The following is a 14,631-nucleotide window of genomic DNA, read 5'->3' on the forward strand; positions in this document are numbered from 1 at the left end:
TTACCCTACTTGACTAAAAATATACCCTTGGTAACCCAAAAACGCTATTAGCAATAAGCCGCCTTCTACTCTATTGATACGTTGGGTGCCTCTAAAGTTCAATGACATAATAATAAGAGCAAGTGTTGCACCAATCATAATTAATACGTCTCGGCTTACTAATGATGGGTCAATTGCTGAAGGATTAATAATACCGGCAAGTGGTAATACCGCTAGAATATTAAATATGTTTGAGCCAACAATATTACCTAGTGCTAAATCATCTTCATTTTTAAGTACACCTGCAACCGAAGCTGCAAGTTCAGGCAAACTAGTACCAATGGCAATAATTGTTAAACCGATTACTAAGTCGCTTAAGCCGAAGTATTTAGCAATATCGACAGCTGAGCCGATTAAAAAATGAGAACTAACCGGCAGGAGTATCATGCCGACAATTAACCAAAAGACTGCTTTTTTAGTAGGTACATCGTTTGGTACATCGTCGCAGGCTTCTGAAACAAATGGGTCATCCTGGTTTTTTGCACGCATAGATACAATGATTAACCCACCGATGAATACGATAAAGCCAACTAAAAGTGCAACACCTTCACTAAATGAAAAATAGTTATCTGAGAACACATACCAAGTAGCCAAAGATACGAGCATCACTAATGGCATTTCGCGTTTTAATGTACTAGATGAAACTGAAAGAGGGCGAAATAGAGCTGTGATACCTAACACAAGTAAAATGTTTGTAATATTTGAGCCAACGGCATTGCCAACCGCTGTGTCGGTTTTGTTAGCCAGAGCGGCAGAGGCTGAAACCATCATTTCAGGGGCTGAAGAGCCCATGGCTACAACGGTCAAACCAACAATAAGTGTAGGTACACCAAAGTTTTTAGCAAGAGCCGCAGCCCCATAAACAAACCTATCGGCACTCCAAACAAGAGCTGCAAAACCAAGAATTAAAATAACAAACGAGGTAACCATTGTGTTAAGCCAGTCATACAAAATACGGATGGCGCGAATAGTAACAAAAGCTAAGATGAAAGTATAAATAAAAGAGTAAGGTCAACTAGGTAACAATGTTGCTTTTAAACAGCTAATTTAGAAATTTAAGCCGGGGTTAAGCTGTTTTAAGCGAGTCTTATAATCCTTTTCAGGGGGGTATTACAAAATCTTACGAATTGTTTTTTCCATCTTTTACAAAAAAGCTTTAAAATAGGGGCACTAGTGAACATTTTTATGGAGAGCGACTTGTCGCAATCAATAGTAGAAGTCAAGGATGTTAGCTTTTCGAGAGGCAATAGAACCATATATAAAAATATGAGTTTTAGCGTTCCTAAAGGTAAAATTACTGCGATTATGGGGCCAAGCGGAATTGGCAAAACCACTATGTTGCGTTTAATTGGTGGTCAGCTTAAACCAGATTCAGGTGATATTTTATTTGAAGGTGGCAGCATTCCTAAAATGTCTCGTAAAGAGTTATACGAAGCACGTACTAAAATGAGTATGCTTTTTCAAAGTGGTGCGTTGTTTACTGATATGTCAGTATTTGACAATATCGCGTTTCCTATAAGAGAGCACACAAAGCTAAGTGAAGACCTGATTCGATTAGTTGTGCTAATGAAACTGCAAGCAGTTGGACTACGTGGCGCTAAAGATTTAATGCCATCAGAGTTGTCTGGTGGTATGGCAAGGCGTGCTGCACTTGCACGCGCTATTGCACTTGATCCAGAACTAATCATGTACGATGAACCATTTGCAGGGCAAGACCCTATTTCGATGGGCGTATTGGTTAAGCTAATTAAGTCGCTTAACGAAGTATTGGGTTTATCGTCTTTAATTGTGACACACGATGTAACAGAGGTCATGAGCATTGCCGATCACGTTATAATTATCGCCGATCAAGGGGTAATTGGTTGTGGTACTCCAGATGAAATGCGCAGTCATGAATCTCCTTTAGTTCAACAGTTTTTAAAAGGCTTGTCGGATGGTCCAGTACCATTTCATTTTCCGGCTCAAGCTTATACAGACGAACTACTTGGAGAAAAAGCATAATGTTGGATTTATTTCAAAAGCTAGGGCATAAAACGCTAGGACGTTTTGCGGCTCTTGGCCGTTCGGCTTATATGCTGTTTAGTGCGCTAGCGCATGTTCCTAATTTTAAAAAAGGCACACCGTTACTTGTTCGCCAACTTTATATGGTCGGTTCGCAATCGTTACTCATTATTATGGTGTCGGGTTTGTTTATCGGCATGGTGTTGGCTTTACAAGGTTACACCGTATTAGTTGGTTATGGCGCTGAGGATAGTTTAGGGCCGTTAGTGGCACTGAGTTTATTGCGAGAACTGGGCCCGGTTGTTACTGCATTACTGTTTGCAGGACGCGCAGGTAGCGCATTGACTGCTGAAATTGGCTTAATGAAAGCAACAGAGCAACTTTCATCACTTGAGATGATGGCAATCGATCCGCTAAAACGTATTATTGCACCACGCTTTTGGGCGGGTTTTATAAGCATGCCATTGCTTGCATTGATATTTTCAGCCGTAGCAATCATAGGCGCTCATTTAGTGGGTGTAGATTGGCTGGGGGTTGATACAGGTAGTTTTTGGTCAATCATGCAATCGCAAGTGTCGTTTCAGCAAGACATACTAAACGGTATTATTAAGAGTTTTGTATTTGCCATAGTGGTGACCTGGATTGCGCTTTATAAAGGATATGACTGTGTGCCGACCTCAGAAGGGATCAGCAAAGCAACCACCGAAACGGTTGTTCATTCGTCATTAGCAGTTTTAGGTTTTGACTTTATTTTGACAGCGGTAATGTTTACCAGCTAATAGGGTATAGATAATGAATTCACGGAAATTAGAAATTTTAGTTGGTTTTTTTGTAGCACTTGGCATTTTAGCTTTTGCGATGCTTGCACTTAAAGTTGCCAATTCAGGTATTAGTGGCTCTGGCGAAACATATACGCTTAATGCCAAGTTTGAAAACATCGGCTCGTTAAAAGCGCGTGCGCCGGTAAAAGTAGGTGGTGTTGTAATTGGTCGTGTTGAATCAATTTATGTTCACCCACAAGAGTTTTTACCAGTCGTTAATATGACCATTGATGCACAGTACTTATGCCGTTTTTCAGACACAAGCTCAATCTCTATTTTAACGTCGGGTATTTTAGGTGAGCAGTACTTAGGTATTCACCCTGTAATTTCTCCAGATTCTGCTAAGCAACGTTGTCTAGGCGAAACAGTGACAGAAAACAAGCAAGATGAAGCAATTGACGATTTATTTGGTGTGGAAAGCAAAGCACTAGGTGATGGCGATTCAATCACTGATACTAAGTCTGCCATTGTACTTGAAGAATTAATCGGGCAGTTTTTATTCAACCAAGGTAGTGAGTAATTATTATGTTGAAAAAGTTTTTAGCTATTGTAGCAATTGGCACAATGACGCTAACTCAAAGCGTAAGTGCAGCAGATGTGAAATTAACAGATCCAAATAAAATGGTACGCCAAGTTGCCGACAATACATTTGCGCGCATCAAAAAAGATCAGCCATTAATTGTTAAAGATCAAGAGTACCTTCGCGTAATAGTCGAAGAAGAATTAATGCCTTACATCGACTATAAATATGCAGCACTTCGTGTACTTGGTAGTGAAGTATCTAAAGTTCGTGCAATTACCGACGAGGCTGAAAAGGCCAAAGCAATTAAAGAAATTCAACGCTTTATTGGTGTATTTAGAGAGTACTTAGTTGCTACTTATGCAGGTGTATTTACTCAATACACAAACCAGAAAGTTGAGTTTGGTCCAGAGCAAGCGTTTAAAGGTAAAGACGTCGTTGTTGTTAAGACTAAAATTATTGAAGGCGGTAAACCTGATATCAGAATCGATTTTAAAGTACGCGAAGACCGCGACGGTGAATGGCGCGCGTACGATATGATTGCCGAAGGTATTAGCTTACTAGATGCAAAGCAAAGTGAGCTGCAAGGTATTTTGCGTCAGCAAGGTATTGATAATGTAAGTAACCTTTTAGAGCAAAAGAGTCAGCTACCAGTTCAGTTTAGAGGCAGTAACTCGAATGACTAAATTGGCAATAAGCCAAGTTGATGGACAACATTTTGGAGTAAGCGGTGAGCTTACTCGAAATTCAATTGGCGATGAACAGCTTCTGAACAATAAGTTATTAACTAAGCATAAAACCATCTATTTCGACCTAAGTGGGGTATCAAGGGTTGACACAGCAGGCTTAGCTTGGTTAATTCACTCTTTTGCAGAATTAAAGCAGCAAGGCATTCGCCTTGAATTGCAAAACCTACCTGAGCAGTTGCAAAATTTAATGCAATTGGGTCAGGTTACAACCCTATTTGAGTGAGAGTTATGGAAACTAGCCAAGTCGAAACATTATTACGCGAAGAACTTCAATTAGCCGAAGTACATGTAAAAGCCAATGGTAGTCATTATGAAGTTGTTGCAGTAGGCGAATGCTTTGACGGTTTAAGCCGAGTTAAAAAGCAGCAGCTAGTTTATGGTCCATTAATGAATACAATTTCAGATGGGACAATTCACGCAGTATCTATTCGTGCATTTACTCCTGTAGAGTGGAAGCGTGAACAAAAATTTATTTTACCGCAATAACTAGGGCCTCCTAATGGATCAATTTGTAATTCAAGGTGGCACTTCACTTGCTGGTGAAGTGACTATTTCGGGCGCTAAAAATGCCGCACTTCCTATTTTATTTGCTTCGCTATTAGCTGATGGTAAAAGTATCTTTACTAATGTGCCGCGTCTTCGCGACATAGTGACCACTGAAGCCTTGTTAAAAACTTTAGGTGCTGATGTTAATTGGCATGGCGATACGCTAGTGATTGACGGTGCAACGGTTGATAAAACATTAGCGCCTTACGACTTAGTAAAGCAAATGCGCGCATCTGTGCTTGCATTAGGCCCTCTAGTGGCTCGTTTTGGTGAGGCTCAAGTGTCTTTACCTGGTGGGTGCGCCATTGGTGCTCGTCCGGTTGATATTCATATTCAAGGCTTGGAGCGCATGGGCGCACAAATAAACGTTGAAAATGGTTATATTAATGCCAAGGTAAATGGTCGCTTAAAAGGCGCTGAAATTTTTATGGAAATGGTAAGCGTAGGCGCTACCGAAAACCTATTAATGGCAGCGGCCCTGGCTGATGGTAAAACCATACTTGATAATGCGGCACGCGAGCCTGAAATAATTGATTTAGCTAACTGCCTAATTGCTATGGGCGCTAAAATTACGGGTGCAGGTACCAGCCGCATTGAAGTTGAGGGCGTTGAGCGTTTAGCTGGCTGTGAGCACAGTATTTTACCTGACCGAATTGAAACGGGGACGTTTTTAGTCGCAGCAGCAATGGCGGGCGGTGAAGTACTTTGTAAAAATACAGACTTTCATTCTCTTGAACCTGTTATTGAAAAGCTACGTGCTACGAATGCACACCTAGAAGTACATAACGATAGTATTTATCTTGATATGCGCGGCCGTGAACTTAGAGCCGTGAATATTAAAACAGCTCCGCACCCAGGTTTTCCTACGGATATGCAAGCTCAGTTTACAGCATTGAATGTAGTAGCAAATGGTAGTGCAACGATCACAGAAACGATTTTTGAAAACCGTTTTATGCATGTACCAGAGTTGCAGCGTATGGGCGCTAATATTCGTTTAGAAGGGCATACCGCAATTTGTGGTGAGACTGAAAGCTTAACGGGTGCGCAAGTAATGGCAACCGATTTACGCGCTTCAGCTAGTTTAATTTTAACAGGTATAGTGGCACAAGGTGAAACGGTTGTTGACCGTATTTACCACGTTGATAGAGGTTATCAGCGCATTGAAGATAAACTAAGTGCATTAGGCGCAAACATTAAACGTAGAAGTAGCTAAGTAGATAACTAGTTAAGCTATTTAAAAAAGGTCGGATACGCAAATTGCTATCCGACCTTTTTATTGACGATTAGTATTACTCTTTTTTAGAGCTTTGTTTCAAGCTCAGCTACCACCACCATTATTTTTTCTATTTTCCCATCTCTGTAAAGCTCAAATTCTATTTCTTTACCTGGCTCCGTATTACCTATTTTTTCAAGCACTTTTTGTGGGTTTGCTACCGAAAGCCCTGCAATTTTTATGACAATATCTTGCTCTTCAATACCCGCTTGCCATGCTGGCCCCAAAGGGTCTAAATTAGTAATGCGCATGCCGGTAACCGGCGTTAGGCTGTCGTTTACTTCTTTACCTGTACTATCTACTGCAGTGCCTTCAAAGCCTAAATAGCCGCGTACAACTCGACCGTGACGAATGAGTTTACCCATCACTTTTTTAGCAAGTGAGTAAGGAACCGCAAAAAATATTCCTTGAATATTCAGGTTCTCACGCGTTTTAAATTGTGCCGAAGTGATGCCCACTAAGTCACCATTTGAGTTCACCAACGCCCCACCAGAGTTACCCACGTTAATAGCTGCATCCATTTGCAATAAGTTGTTATAAGGGCTGTCGGTAATTTTTTGTTTACCCGTCGCGCTGATAATTCCTTGCGTAATGGTCTGGCCTAAATTAAGTGGGTTACCAATTGCAAGCACGACGTCGCCAACACTTGATGAATAGTCATCATCAACAGGGATAACAGGTAAATGATCAGCGTTTATTTTTAATAGTGCTAAATCAGTAATAGTATCAAAACCAATTAACTGCACGTCAAAAAAGCGCCGACCATCGGTAAGAATAACCATAATTTGGTCTGCATTATTCACAACATGGTAGTTAGTAAGAATATACCCGTCTTGCGACATAATGACGCCAGAGCCTAGCTCTTGTACCGTGTTTTTTCTTTTATAACGAGGTTCTTTGGAAATGCTTTCTGAAAAAATAGTAACTACTGAAGGAGCTGCTCGTTTAACTGCATCAGAAAAACTCAGGTGACTCGCACTCATCGCACTTGGGAGGGGAACATTAGGAAGTAAGGCGGCTCGCATATTAGGGCTGAAAAAAACCACTAAAAAAGCAATACTTAGACCTGCAAATAAAGGGGGAAGAATAAATTTTATTAATTTCAGCACAGTTTTCTTATTATGTAAGTGAGCAATCTCTTTATGATGACATAAAAAAAATAACAGCGGCAAGTGCCACTGTTATTTTTATTACATTAATAGTGCTATTTATTACTGAATTAAAATAAATATAGACTCACGGCCACGTTGCACGCCAAGTACGATATTACCTTTGGTGTTTTCGATAATCTTATTCATATCACGAATAGTTTCTACTCGTTGGCGATTCACTTGCATAATAATATCACCTTCTTCAAGGCCAACACGTGCAGAAGGTGAGCGAGGGTCTACAGAAGTAACCTCAACACCTTTATTACTATTTTTTTGCACGTTTTCGAGCTCTGCGCCTTGGAACGCAGGATGGAGCTCTTCACCGGTCGCTGTAATACCTGATGCACCATCAAGAGTTACTTTCACTGTTTTAATTTTACCATCGCGGTAAATGCCTAATTTTATCTCCCGGCCTTCACCCAAGGTCGCTATTTTGCTGCGTAGTTCGTGGAAACCACTAATATCACCGCCATTAATGCTAACAATTACGTCACCTGCTTTTATACCTGCTTTACTTGCAGCAGTGTCGTCCATTACTTGCATTACATAAGCACCTTGTTTAACGTCAAGTTGCTGCGCTTTAGCAAGGCCTGCATCAAGTGGTCGGCCAGAAATACCTAGCGAGCCACGGCGTACTTCACCGTGTTCAACAATTTGATCAACTAAGTTTTTCATCATGTTTGATGGAATGGCAAAACCAATACCCACGTTACCGCCAGAAGCACCTAAAATAGCAGTGTTGATACCGATCAATTCACCGTTTAAGTTAACTAATGCACCGCCAGAATTACCTTGGTTAATAGCTGCATCGGTTTGAATGAAATCTTCGTAGCCCTCAATATTTAAACCACTACGGCCAAGCGCACTAACAATACCAGATGTAACTGTGTGGCTAAGCCCAAATGGGTTACCAATAGCGACAGCAAAGTCGCCCACTCGTAAGCTATCGGAGTTTGCGAGTTTTATTTCAGTTAAGTCATCAGCGTCTATTTGTAAAAGAGCGATGTCTGATTCTGTATCAGTACCAATTTTAGTTGCTTCAAATTCACGGCCATCTTCGAGAGTTACTACCATTTTTTCGGCATCTTGGATTACGTGATTATTAGTGACTACATAACCCTCATCAGCATCAATAATTACCCCAGAGCCTAACCCACTGAATTGACGCTTTTGACTGCGAGGCTGTTGCTGTCCAAAAAAGTATTCAAGCGGATCTGCACGGCGGCGTACTTCTTTTGAGCCTGAAACTTGGATACTTACAACACCTGGAGATATTTTCTCTAGCATGGGGGCAAGAGTTGGTAGTTGTTGACCATTTACTGCAATTGGCATTTTTGCATAAGACGCTACAGGGCTCATTAATAAGCTTGTAGATAGAATAGCTGCGCTGATAAGTGATAATTTCATTTTCATAGTCAGGGGTAACTCCACTTAAGATAAAGCAAAACAAAAAGGGCTACTTTACAGCAGCCCTTTTCGGTTTATTAAGATAAAACAACAAAGCTGTTATATCTAAAGACTATGGGGTCAAAAAAAAGTTCATCAAGATGCTTTAGAATGTTCTGAAACTTTATTTTGACCAGCAAATAAACCGGATTCACCTGATACATAATCAGCTGGTTGCGCTTCTGCAGAAGAGCGGTCTGAACGACGCTCTTTTAAAGATGCTTGTAATTGTTCGGTTGTTTCTTTAGAGAAATAAGGTTCAGCTGGTGCTTTATTTCTATCTTCTAGAAGAAGCTGGTTTGTTTCTTCAACGTGACTAAGTAGTTGATCATAGTTTTCTTTCATTTTATTTACGAGCTTACCAGTATTCGCTAAATGATCAGCGACATCTTGGCGATACTGCTCAAGCGCACTTTGTGCTTGTTCCGCTTGCTCTTTTAGTTCATCTTGTTTGAATTGTTTTTTAGTTACAAATGCACCAATAAAAAATGCTACAACAGCAACAATAACAATCAAACCTACCCACATAACTGTGCCCATAAAAACTACCCCTTTGGGAAAATAACTAACGAATGCTTGATTCAATTATAAATCATATTAAGTGTAATATACCCCGAGTTATGATGCGTGTTAATATACTTTGCAAATTAAACTGTGTTTTAACTGTAAATAGATATGACTCCTTGGCAAACATACCAACAAGATTTGAAGCGAGATGACTTTGTACATGACGCAGCGCAAGAAAATGCTGTGCGCCATTTACAACGCCTATACGATGACTTAACTCAGGCAAAGCCAGCACCAAAAGGTTTTTTTGCTAAGTTATTTAACAATGATGAGCCAACGCCTATTAAAGGTTTGTACTTTTGGGGCGGAGTAGGGCGTGGTAAAACCTATTTAGTTGATACTTTTTACGAATCACTGCCGGGCACACGTAAAATGCGAGTGCATTTTCATCGATTTATGCATCGAGTACATAACGAGCTTAAAAAATTAAATAACACGGCTAATCCATTAGAAAAAATTGCTGACACTTTTAAAGCTGAAACAGACATTATTTGCTTTGATGAGTTTTTTGTACAAGACATTACTGATGCAATGCTATTAGGTGGCTTAATGGAAGCACTATTTGCACGAGGCATAGTACTTGTAGCAACCTCTAATATAGTGCCTGATGAACTTTACAGAAATGGCTTACAGCGAGCGCGTTTTATGCCAGCTATTGAGCTTGTTAAAAAAAATACCGAGATAGTTAATGTAGATTCAGGTATCGATTACCGATTACGTACTTTAGAGCAAGCCGAAATTTTTCATAGTCCGTTAGATGAAGATGCAGATAAAAACCTATTTGAGTACTTCGATAAGTTATCGCCAGAGCCAGGGCAATTAGATGAACCGATAGAAATAGAAGGCCGTTTAATCAAAACGCGAAAAGTAGCTAAAAGTGTTGTGATGTTTGAGTTTAGTGAATTGTGCGAAACAGCGCGTAGCCAGGTCGATTACATGGAGATTAGCCGCTTATACAACACAGTGATTATTTCTAACGTAAAACAGCTCGGGCAAACTAATGATGATGCTGCTAGACGATTTATTGCTTTAGTGGATGAATTTTACGAGCGCCACGTAACTTTAATAATATCGGCTGAGAAGCCTATTACCGAACTTTATACCCAAGGTAATTTAAACTTTGAATTTAAGCGTTGTATTAGTCGTTTACAAGAAATGCAATCCTTAGAATATTTAGCTAGAGAGCATTTAGTTTAAATAAGTAAGTAAATGTGTAATGGGCCTACTGCAAAAAATAAGAGGTACATATATAGTATCTCTTATTTCTGAAATTTCTTGTGGAAAAAACAACCGGCGAGTAGCAATGTGTTTTAAGTGCTGGTATACTCCCGCGTCTGCCACGTTGCGTTCTATGTCCTCATATAGTCTAGCCACTTGTGAGCGGCGCAAAAGTCTAAAACTCGAAGGGGTTATAGCAAACTTAGAGCAGTAGTTAATATTAACTACTTGTGGTTTTAATTGAAAAACATTGGATTTTTATAAATGAAAACGTTTGTTGCTAAACCAGAAACAGTAAAACGTGACTGGTACGTAGTTGACGCTGAAGGTAAAACTTTAGGTCGCATCGCTACTGAAATCGCTCACCGCCTACGCGGTAAGCATAAAGCTGAATACACTCCTCACGTAGATACTGGTGATTACATCATCGTTATCAACGCTGAAAAAGTTACTGTAACTGGTAACAAATTCAAAGATAAAGTGTACTACGCTCACTCTGGTTTTCCAGGTGGCCTTAAGTCTACTACTTTTGATAAACTTCAAGCTGCAAAGCCTGAAATGATCATCGAGAAAGCTGTAAAAGGCATGTTGCCACGTGGTCCTTTAGGCCGCGCTATGTACCGTAAACTTAAAGTTTACGCAGGTACTGAGCATAACCATGCTGCACAACAGCCTCAGGTTCTAGACATTTAAGGAGCACCATCATGGCAAATCAATACTACGGTACAGGTCGTCGTAAAAGTTCAAGTGCTCGCGTATTCTTACGCCCAGGCACTGGTAACATCGTAATCAACAAACGCTCTCTAGAAGAGTATTTTGGTCGCGAAACAGCACGCATGGTTGTTCATCAAGCTCTTGAGCTAGTTGATATGACTGAAAAATTTGACCTTTACATCACCGTTTCTGGTGGTGGTACAACTGGTCAAGCTGGTGCTATCCGTCACGGTATCACTCGTGCACTTATGGAGTTTGACGAGTCACTACGTCCACAACTTCGTAAAGCAGGTTTTGTTACACGTGATGCACGTAAAGTTGAACGTAAGAAAGTGGGTCTTAAGAAAGCGCGTAAGCGTCCACAGTTCTCAAAACGTTAATCTATACGTTATCAAGAATTCAAAAACCCAGCTTATGCTGGGTTTTTTGTTTTCAAATCAAAAAGTTTACATTTACTACTTAATTTAAATTTGTTTATAGCGGCTGCCATACTTGGTATTGCTGTAATTAATGATGATCAAATTCATTAATAACTGCGTATTAATCGAACGAAAGTTAAAAAACACTCAGATAGCTGCAAAAAAGTTAAATAATTATCGTAATTAGTTTAAATCCATCAGTTAATTGGTGGAATTTTTTGCTACAATTGGCGTGGAAGTAAAATGAGTGAGTTTAACTAAACTATGTACAGTTTTTACTGTTTCCTCTTAGTGGTGTWGATCTCGGTCAGTATATTGTTTTTACAGAAGCGTTATTATAGTCGTTCGGCTTTATTCTCGAGCTAGCTTAATCAAATTTTTGATCAAGTCAGGTTTATTCGAGCATGGGGCTTTGAATAACCTTGTTTTAATCAAGGGTTTTAATTATGATCGCTTCTATTTTAAAAATTTCGAATAATTAACCTGCTGTAACTGATGTTCTCAATATAGCAAGTGTTGAGAATCATAGTGGAGATAAGTGGATGAGCAATGCGCCTGTAGACAATGGCCGACGTCGCTTTTTAACCATAGCTACCTCTGTTGTAGGTGGTGTTGGTGCGGCTGGGGCTGCTGTTCCTTTTATTGCGTCTTGGAATCCAAGTGAGCGAGCTAAATCTGCGGGTGCGCCTGTAGAAGTAGATATCAGCAAACTTGAGCCTGGACAATTAATACGTGTCGAGTGGCGTGGTAAACCTGTATGGGTTGTATCACGTACCCCAAAAATGCTTGAGCAGATGAAAGAACATGAAGGTCAACTTCGTGATCCGCAATCGCAAGAGCCACAACAATTAGAATCATCAACAAATGATTACCGTTCATTACGTCCAGAAATATTTTTGGCTGTAGGTATCTGTACGCATTTAGGATGTTCACCAGGCTTTTTACAAGGTAATTTTGGTGAGAAAGTAGAAGGGACTGATGACGGTTTCTACTGCCCGTGCCACGGTTCTAAATTTGATATGGCTGGTCGAGTATTTCAATCGGTACCTGCCCCATTAAACTTAGAAATACCACCTTATACTTTTCTAGATGACACCACTATTTTAGTGGGCGAAGAAAAAGGGGTAGCCTAATGTTTGGTAAGCTTATTGGTTGGATAGACGACCGAATCCCAATGACACGTACTTGGAACATGCACATTGCACAGTATCCAGCACCTAAAAACTTTAACTTCTGGTACTTTTTTGGCTCACTAGCCATGTTAGTACTAGTAAACCAGATACTTACAGGTATTTGGTTAACGATGAACTTTGTTCCATCTGCTGAAGGTGCTTTTGCCTCGGTAGAGTACATCATGCGTGATGTAGAATATGGCTGGTTACTACGTTATTTGCACTCAACAGGTGCATCAGCGTTTTTCATCGTTGTATACATGCATATGTTCCGTGGCATGATCTACGGTTCTTACCAAAAACCGCGTGAATTACTGTGGTTATTCGGTATGTTTATTTTCTTAGCGCTAATGGCTGAAGCATTCATGGGGTACTTATTACCATGGGGCCAAATGTCGTTCTGGGGCGCACAGGTAATCATTTCATTATTCGGTGCTATTCCGGTTATTGGTGATGACTTAACACTTTGGATCCGTGGTGACTACGTAATATCAGGTGCAACGCTTAACCGCTTCTTTGCATTACATGTAATTGCACTACCACTGGTTATTGTAATCTTAGTTTTCTTACACATTGTTGCTCTACACGAAGTGGGTTCAAATAACCCTGATGGTGTTGAGATTAAACGTAAGAAAGGCTCTGTAGCTGAAGAAGATAAGTCTAAATTTAAATTCCATGAGTATTACACTAACAAAAAAGATATTGTTGATGCGATACCGTTCCACCCTTACTACACAGTTAAAGATATTGTGGGTGTGGTTGGTTTCTTAATACTGTTTTGTTGGGTTGTGTTCTTTATGCCGGCGATGAATGGCTTCTTCTTAGAAGGTCCAAACTTCGAGGCAGCTAACCCACTTAAAACACCTGAGCATATTTTCCCGGTTTGGTACTTTACGCCATTCTATGCAATCTTACGTGCAATCCCTGATAAGTTAATCGGCGTTGCGGCGATGGGTGCATCGATTGTAGTACTTGCATTACTACCTTGGGTAGACCGTGGTAGAGTTAAATCGGTTCGTTACCGTTGTGGTTTCCATAAATGGAACATTGCAGGCTTTGTTGTAACTTTCGTTCTTCTTGGTTGGGTGGGTGCAACTCCACAAACTGATATGAAAACGATTATTTCTCAAATCTGTACTGTGACTTACTTTATGTTCTTCGTACTGTTGTTTGTATACAGTAAGAACGAAAAAACTAAGCCATTGCCAGAGAGGTTAACGAAATGATGAAGAAGCTTATTATTGGTTTATTTGCTTTATCAGTAAACTTGTTGCCTAACATGGTTATGGCTGCAGGTCCGTCGGTTCCTTTAATGGAAGCGAATAACGACCTTACTGATCAACCATCTTTACAACGCGGTGCAAAGTTGTTCATGAACTACTGTCTTGGTTGTCACCAAATGCAGTATCAACGTTATGAGCGTACTTTTCGTGATATCGGTATCCCAACAGAAGTTGGTTTAGAGCAGTTAATTTTTGACGGCTCTAAAGTAGGTAGCCATATCACCAACGCAATTACAAAAGACGATGCAGCAAAGTGGTTTGGTGCGGCTCCGCCGGATTTAACTCTAATTGCACGTGTAAAATCACCAGATTATATTTACACGTACCTAAAATCGTTTTATAAAGATGAATCTCGCCCGTTTGGAGTTAACAATATTGTTTTTCCATCGGTAGGTATGCCTCATGTTCTTCAAGAACTACAAGGTTTACCAACGCCTATCACTAAAGAAGTAGAAGAACATGGCCACACTGTGACCAAAGTTATTGCTACTGAAACTGATGGTACGGGTGAATTAAGCGTAGATGAATACGACCAAGCGGCTCGTGATTTAACAAACTTCCTTGAGTACGTGGGTGAACCTTCACGTCTTGAATCGGAAGCGCTAGGTATTAAGGTAATAGGATTCTTAATAATTCTGTTTATCTTGGCATTTATGCTTAAGAAAGAATACTGGAGAGATGTTCATTAAGTTGAACATTTTTAAAGGTAATT

The 14,631-nt window shown here is 40.1% G+C and carries 17 protein-coding genes; 13 read left to right on the forward strand and 4 right to left on the reverse strand.

Annotation, left to right across the window (positions count from 1 at the left end; genetic code table 11):
• Window positions 1–969, reverse strand: coding sequence for a calcium/sodium antiporter (locus EU510_RS10705; RefSeq protein ID WP_149593487.1), 969 nt, complete (start codon window positions 967–969; stop codon window positions 1–3).
• A 255-nt stretch (window positions 970–1,224) separates the two neighbouring features.
• Between EU510_RS10705 and EU510_RS10710 the strand changes: the two genes are divergently transcribed.
• Genes EU510_RS10710 through murA form a run of 7 tightly spaced genes read left to right on the forward strand, consistent with a single transcriptional unit; the run spans window position 1,225 to window position 5,889 of the window.
• Window positions 1,225–2,040 (forward strand): ATP-binding cassette domain-containing protein, encoded by an 816-nt coding sequence (locus EU510_RS10710; RefSeq protein ID WP_149593727.1) that lies wholly within the window; start codon window positions 1,225–1,227, stop codon window positions 2,038–2,040.
• The gene (gene mlaE / locus EU510_RS10715; protein ID WP_002957949.1) at window positions 2,040–2,819 is read left to right on the forward strand and encodes a lipid asymmetry maintenance ABC transporter permease subunit MlaE; all 780 of its coding nucleotides are present in this window, start codon (window positions 2,040–2,042) and stop codon (window positions 2,817–2,819) included. Before EU510_RS10710 ends, mlaE begins: the two co-directional genes overlap by 1 nt.
• A gap of 13 nt (window positions 2,820–2,832) precedes the next feature.
• Window positions 2,833–3,381, forward strand: coding sequence for an outer membrane lipid asymmetry maintenance protein MlaD (mlaD, locus tag EU510_RS10720; RefSeq protein ID WP_002957950.1), 549 nt, complete (start codon window positions 2,833–2,835; stop codon window positions 3,379–3,381).
• 5 nt (window positions 3,382–3,386) lie between these two features.
• A complete protein-coding gene (locus EU510_RS10725; protein ID WP_149593488.1) occupies window positions 3,387–4,067 on the forward strand; it encodes a phospholipid-binding protein MlaC in 681 nt (226 codons plus the stop codon).
• Window positions 4,060–4,353, forward strand: coding sequence for a lipid asymmetry maintenance protein MlaB (locus EU510_RS10730; protein ID WP_149593489.1), 294 nt, complete (start codon window positions 4,060–4,062; stop codon window positions 4,351–4,353). The genes EU510_RS10725 and EU510_RS10730 overlap by 8 nt, the downstream gene beginning before the upstream one ends.
• Window positions 4,354–4,358: 5 nt before the next feature.
• Entirely contained in the window at window positions 4,359–4,616 is a 258-nt protein-coding gene (locus tag EU510_RS10735; protein ID WP_002957953.1) for a BolA family protein, read from the forward strand.
• Between the two features lie 13 nt (window positions 4,617–4,629).
• Complete coding sequence (gene murA / locus EU510_RS10740) at window positions 4,630–5,889, forward strand: UDP-N-acetylglucosamine 1-carboxyvinyltransferase (protein WP_149593490.1); 1,260 nt, start codon at window positions 4,630–4,632, stop codon at window positions 5,887–5,889.
• Window positions 5,890–5,975: 86 nt separating this feature from the next.
• On the opposite strand, the gene EU510_RS10745 is transcribed toward murA, so the two are convergent.
• The 3 genes from EU510_RS10745 to EU510_RS10755 all read right to left on the reverse strand — a co-directional run bounded on the left by EU510_RS10745 (window position 5,976) and on the right by EU510_RS10755 (window position 9,086).
• Window positions 5,976–7,058 (reverse strand): trypsin-like peptidase domain-containing protein, encoded by a 1,083-nt coding sequence (locus tag EU510_RS10745; RefSeq protein ID WP_149593491.1) that lies wholly within the window; start codon window positions 7,056–7,058, stop codon window positions 5,976–5,978.
• Window positions 7,059–7,160: 102 nt separating this feature from the next.
• Entirely contained in the window at window positions 7,161–8,513 is a 1,353-nt protein-coding gene (locus tag EU510_RS10750) for a Do family serine endopeptidase (protein ID WP_149593492.1), read from the reverse strand.
• 129 nt (window positions 8,514–8,642) lie between these two features.
• Window positions 8,643–9,086, reverse strand: a complete 444-nt coding sequence (locus EU510_RS10755) for a YhcB family protein (protein ID WP_024595790.1) — start codon at window positions 9,084–9,086, stop codon at window positions 8,643–8,645.
• Between the two features lie 135 nt (window positions 9,087–9,221).
• Here EU510_RS10755 and zapE point away from each other — a divergent pair, with 135 nt between their 5' ends.
• The 6 genes from zapE (at window position 9,222) to EU510_RS10785 (ending at window position 14,608) form a co-directional block, all read left to right on the forward strand.
• Entirely contained in the window at window positions 9,222–10,310 is a 1,089-nt protein-coding gene (gene zapE, locus EU510_RS10760) for a cell division protein ZapE (protein ID WP_149593493.1), read from the forward strand.
• 285 nt (window positions 10,311–10,595) lie between these two features.
• Window positions 10,596–11,024 (forward strand): 50S ribosomal protein L13, encoded by a 429-nt coding sequence (gene rplM / locus EU510_RS10765; RefSeq protein WP_002957960.1) that lies wholly within the window; start codon window positions 10,596–10,598, stop codon window positions 11,022–11,024.
• Window positions 11,025–11,032: 8 nt separating this feature from the next.
• A complete protein-coding gene (gene rpsI / locus EU510_RS10770) occupies window positions 11,033–11,425 on the forward strand; it encodes a 30S ribosomal protein S9 (RefSeq protein WP_024595789.1) in 393 nt (130 codons plus the stop codon).
• Window positions 11,426–12,006: 581 nt separating this feature from the next.
• Window positions 12,007–12,597, forward strand: a complete 591-nt coding sequence (petA, locus tag EU510_RS10775) for a ubiquinol-cytochrome c reductase iron-sulfur subunit (protein ID WP_149593494.1) — start codon at window positions 12,007–12,009, stop codon at window positions 12,595–12,597.
• The gene (locus tag EU510_RS10780) at window positions 12,597–13,862 is read left to right on the forward strand and encodes a cytochrome b (RefSeq protein WP_149593495.1); all 1,266 of its coding nucleotides are present in this window, start codon (window positions 12,597–12,599) and stop codon (window positions 13,860–13,862) included. Before petA ends, EU510_RS10780 begins: the two co-directional genes overlap by 1 nt.
• Window positions 13,859–14,608 (forward strand): cytochrome c1, encoded by a 750-nt coding sequence (locus EU510_RS10785; RefSeq protein WP_002957964.1) that lies wholly within the window; start codon window positions 13,859–13,861, stop codon window positions 14,606–14,608. Before EU510_RS10780 ends, EU510_RS10785 begins: the two co-directional genes overlap by 4 nt.
• The last annotated feature ends 23 nt before the right edge of the window (window positions 14,609–14,631 follow it).

Source organism: Pseudoalteromonas sp. FUC4 (assembly GCF_008370255.1).
In the GTDB taxonomy this organism is placed as follows: domain Bacteria; phylum Pseudomonadota; class Gammaproteobacteria; order Enterobacterales; family Alteromonadaceae; genus Pseudoalteromonas.

Excerpts from the sequence above, each read along its gene's own strand:
- EU510_RS10705 (WP_149593487.1), bottom strand. The coding sequence starts at position 969 with ATGGTTACCTCGTTTGTTATTTTAATTCTTGGTTTTGCAGCTCTTGTT.
- EU510_RS10710 (WP_149593727.1), top strand. The coding sequence starts at position 1,225 with ATGGAGAGCGACTTGTCGCAATCAATAGTAGAAGTCAAGGATGTTAGC.
- mlaE (WP_002957949.1), top strand. The coding sequence starts at position 2,040 with ATGTTGGATTTATTTCAAAAGCTAGGGCATAAAACGCTAGGACGTTTT.
- mlaD (WP_002957950.1), top strand. The coding sequence starts at position 2,833 with ATGAATTCACGGAAATTAGAAATTTTAGTTGGTTTTTTTGTAGCACTT.
- EU510_RS10725 (WP_149593488.1), top strand. The coding sequence starts at position 3,387 with ATGTTGAAAAAGTTTTTAGCTATTGTAGCAATTGGCACAATGACGCTA.
- EU510_RS10730 (WP_149593489.1), top strand. The coding sequence starts at position 4,060 with ATGACTAAATTGGCAATAAGCCAAGTTGATGGACAACATTTTGGAGTA.
- EU510_RS10735 (WP_002957953.1), top strand. The coding sequence starts at position 4,359 with ATGGAAACTAGCCAAGTCGAAACATTATTACGCGAAGAACTTCAATTA.
- murA (WP_149593490.1), top strand. The coding sequence starts at position 4,630 with ATGGATCAATTTGTAATTCAAGGTGGCACTTCACTTGCTGGTGAAGTG.
- EU510_RS10750 (WP_149593492.1), bottom strand. The coding sequence starts at position 8,513 with ATGAAAATGAAATTATCACTTATCAGCGCAGCTATTCTATCTACAAGC.
- EU510_RS10755 (WP_024595790.1), bottom strand. The coding sequence starts at position 9,086 with ATGGGCACAGTTATGTGGGTAGGTTTGATTGTTATTGTTGCTGTTGTA.
- zapE (WP_149593493.1), top strand. The coding sequence starts at position 9,222 with ATGACTCCTTGGCAAACATACCAACAAGATTTGAAGCGAGATGACTTT.
- rplM (WP_002957960.1), top strand. The coding sequence starts at position 10,596 with ATGAAAACGTTTGTTGCTAAACCAGAAACAGTAAAACGTGACTGGTAC.
- petA (WP_149593494.1), top strand. The coding sequence starts at position 12,007 with ATGAGCAATGCGCCTGTAGACAATGGCCGACGTCGCTTTTTAACCATA.
- EU510_RS10780 (WP_149593495.1), top strand. The coding sequence starts at position 12,597 with ATGTTTGGTAAGCTTATTGGTTGGATAGACGACCGAATCCCAATGACA.
- EU510_RS10785 (WP_002957964.1), top strand. The coding sequence starts at position 13,859 with ATGATGAAGAAGCTTATTATTGGTTTATTTGCTTTATCAGTAAACTTG.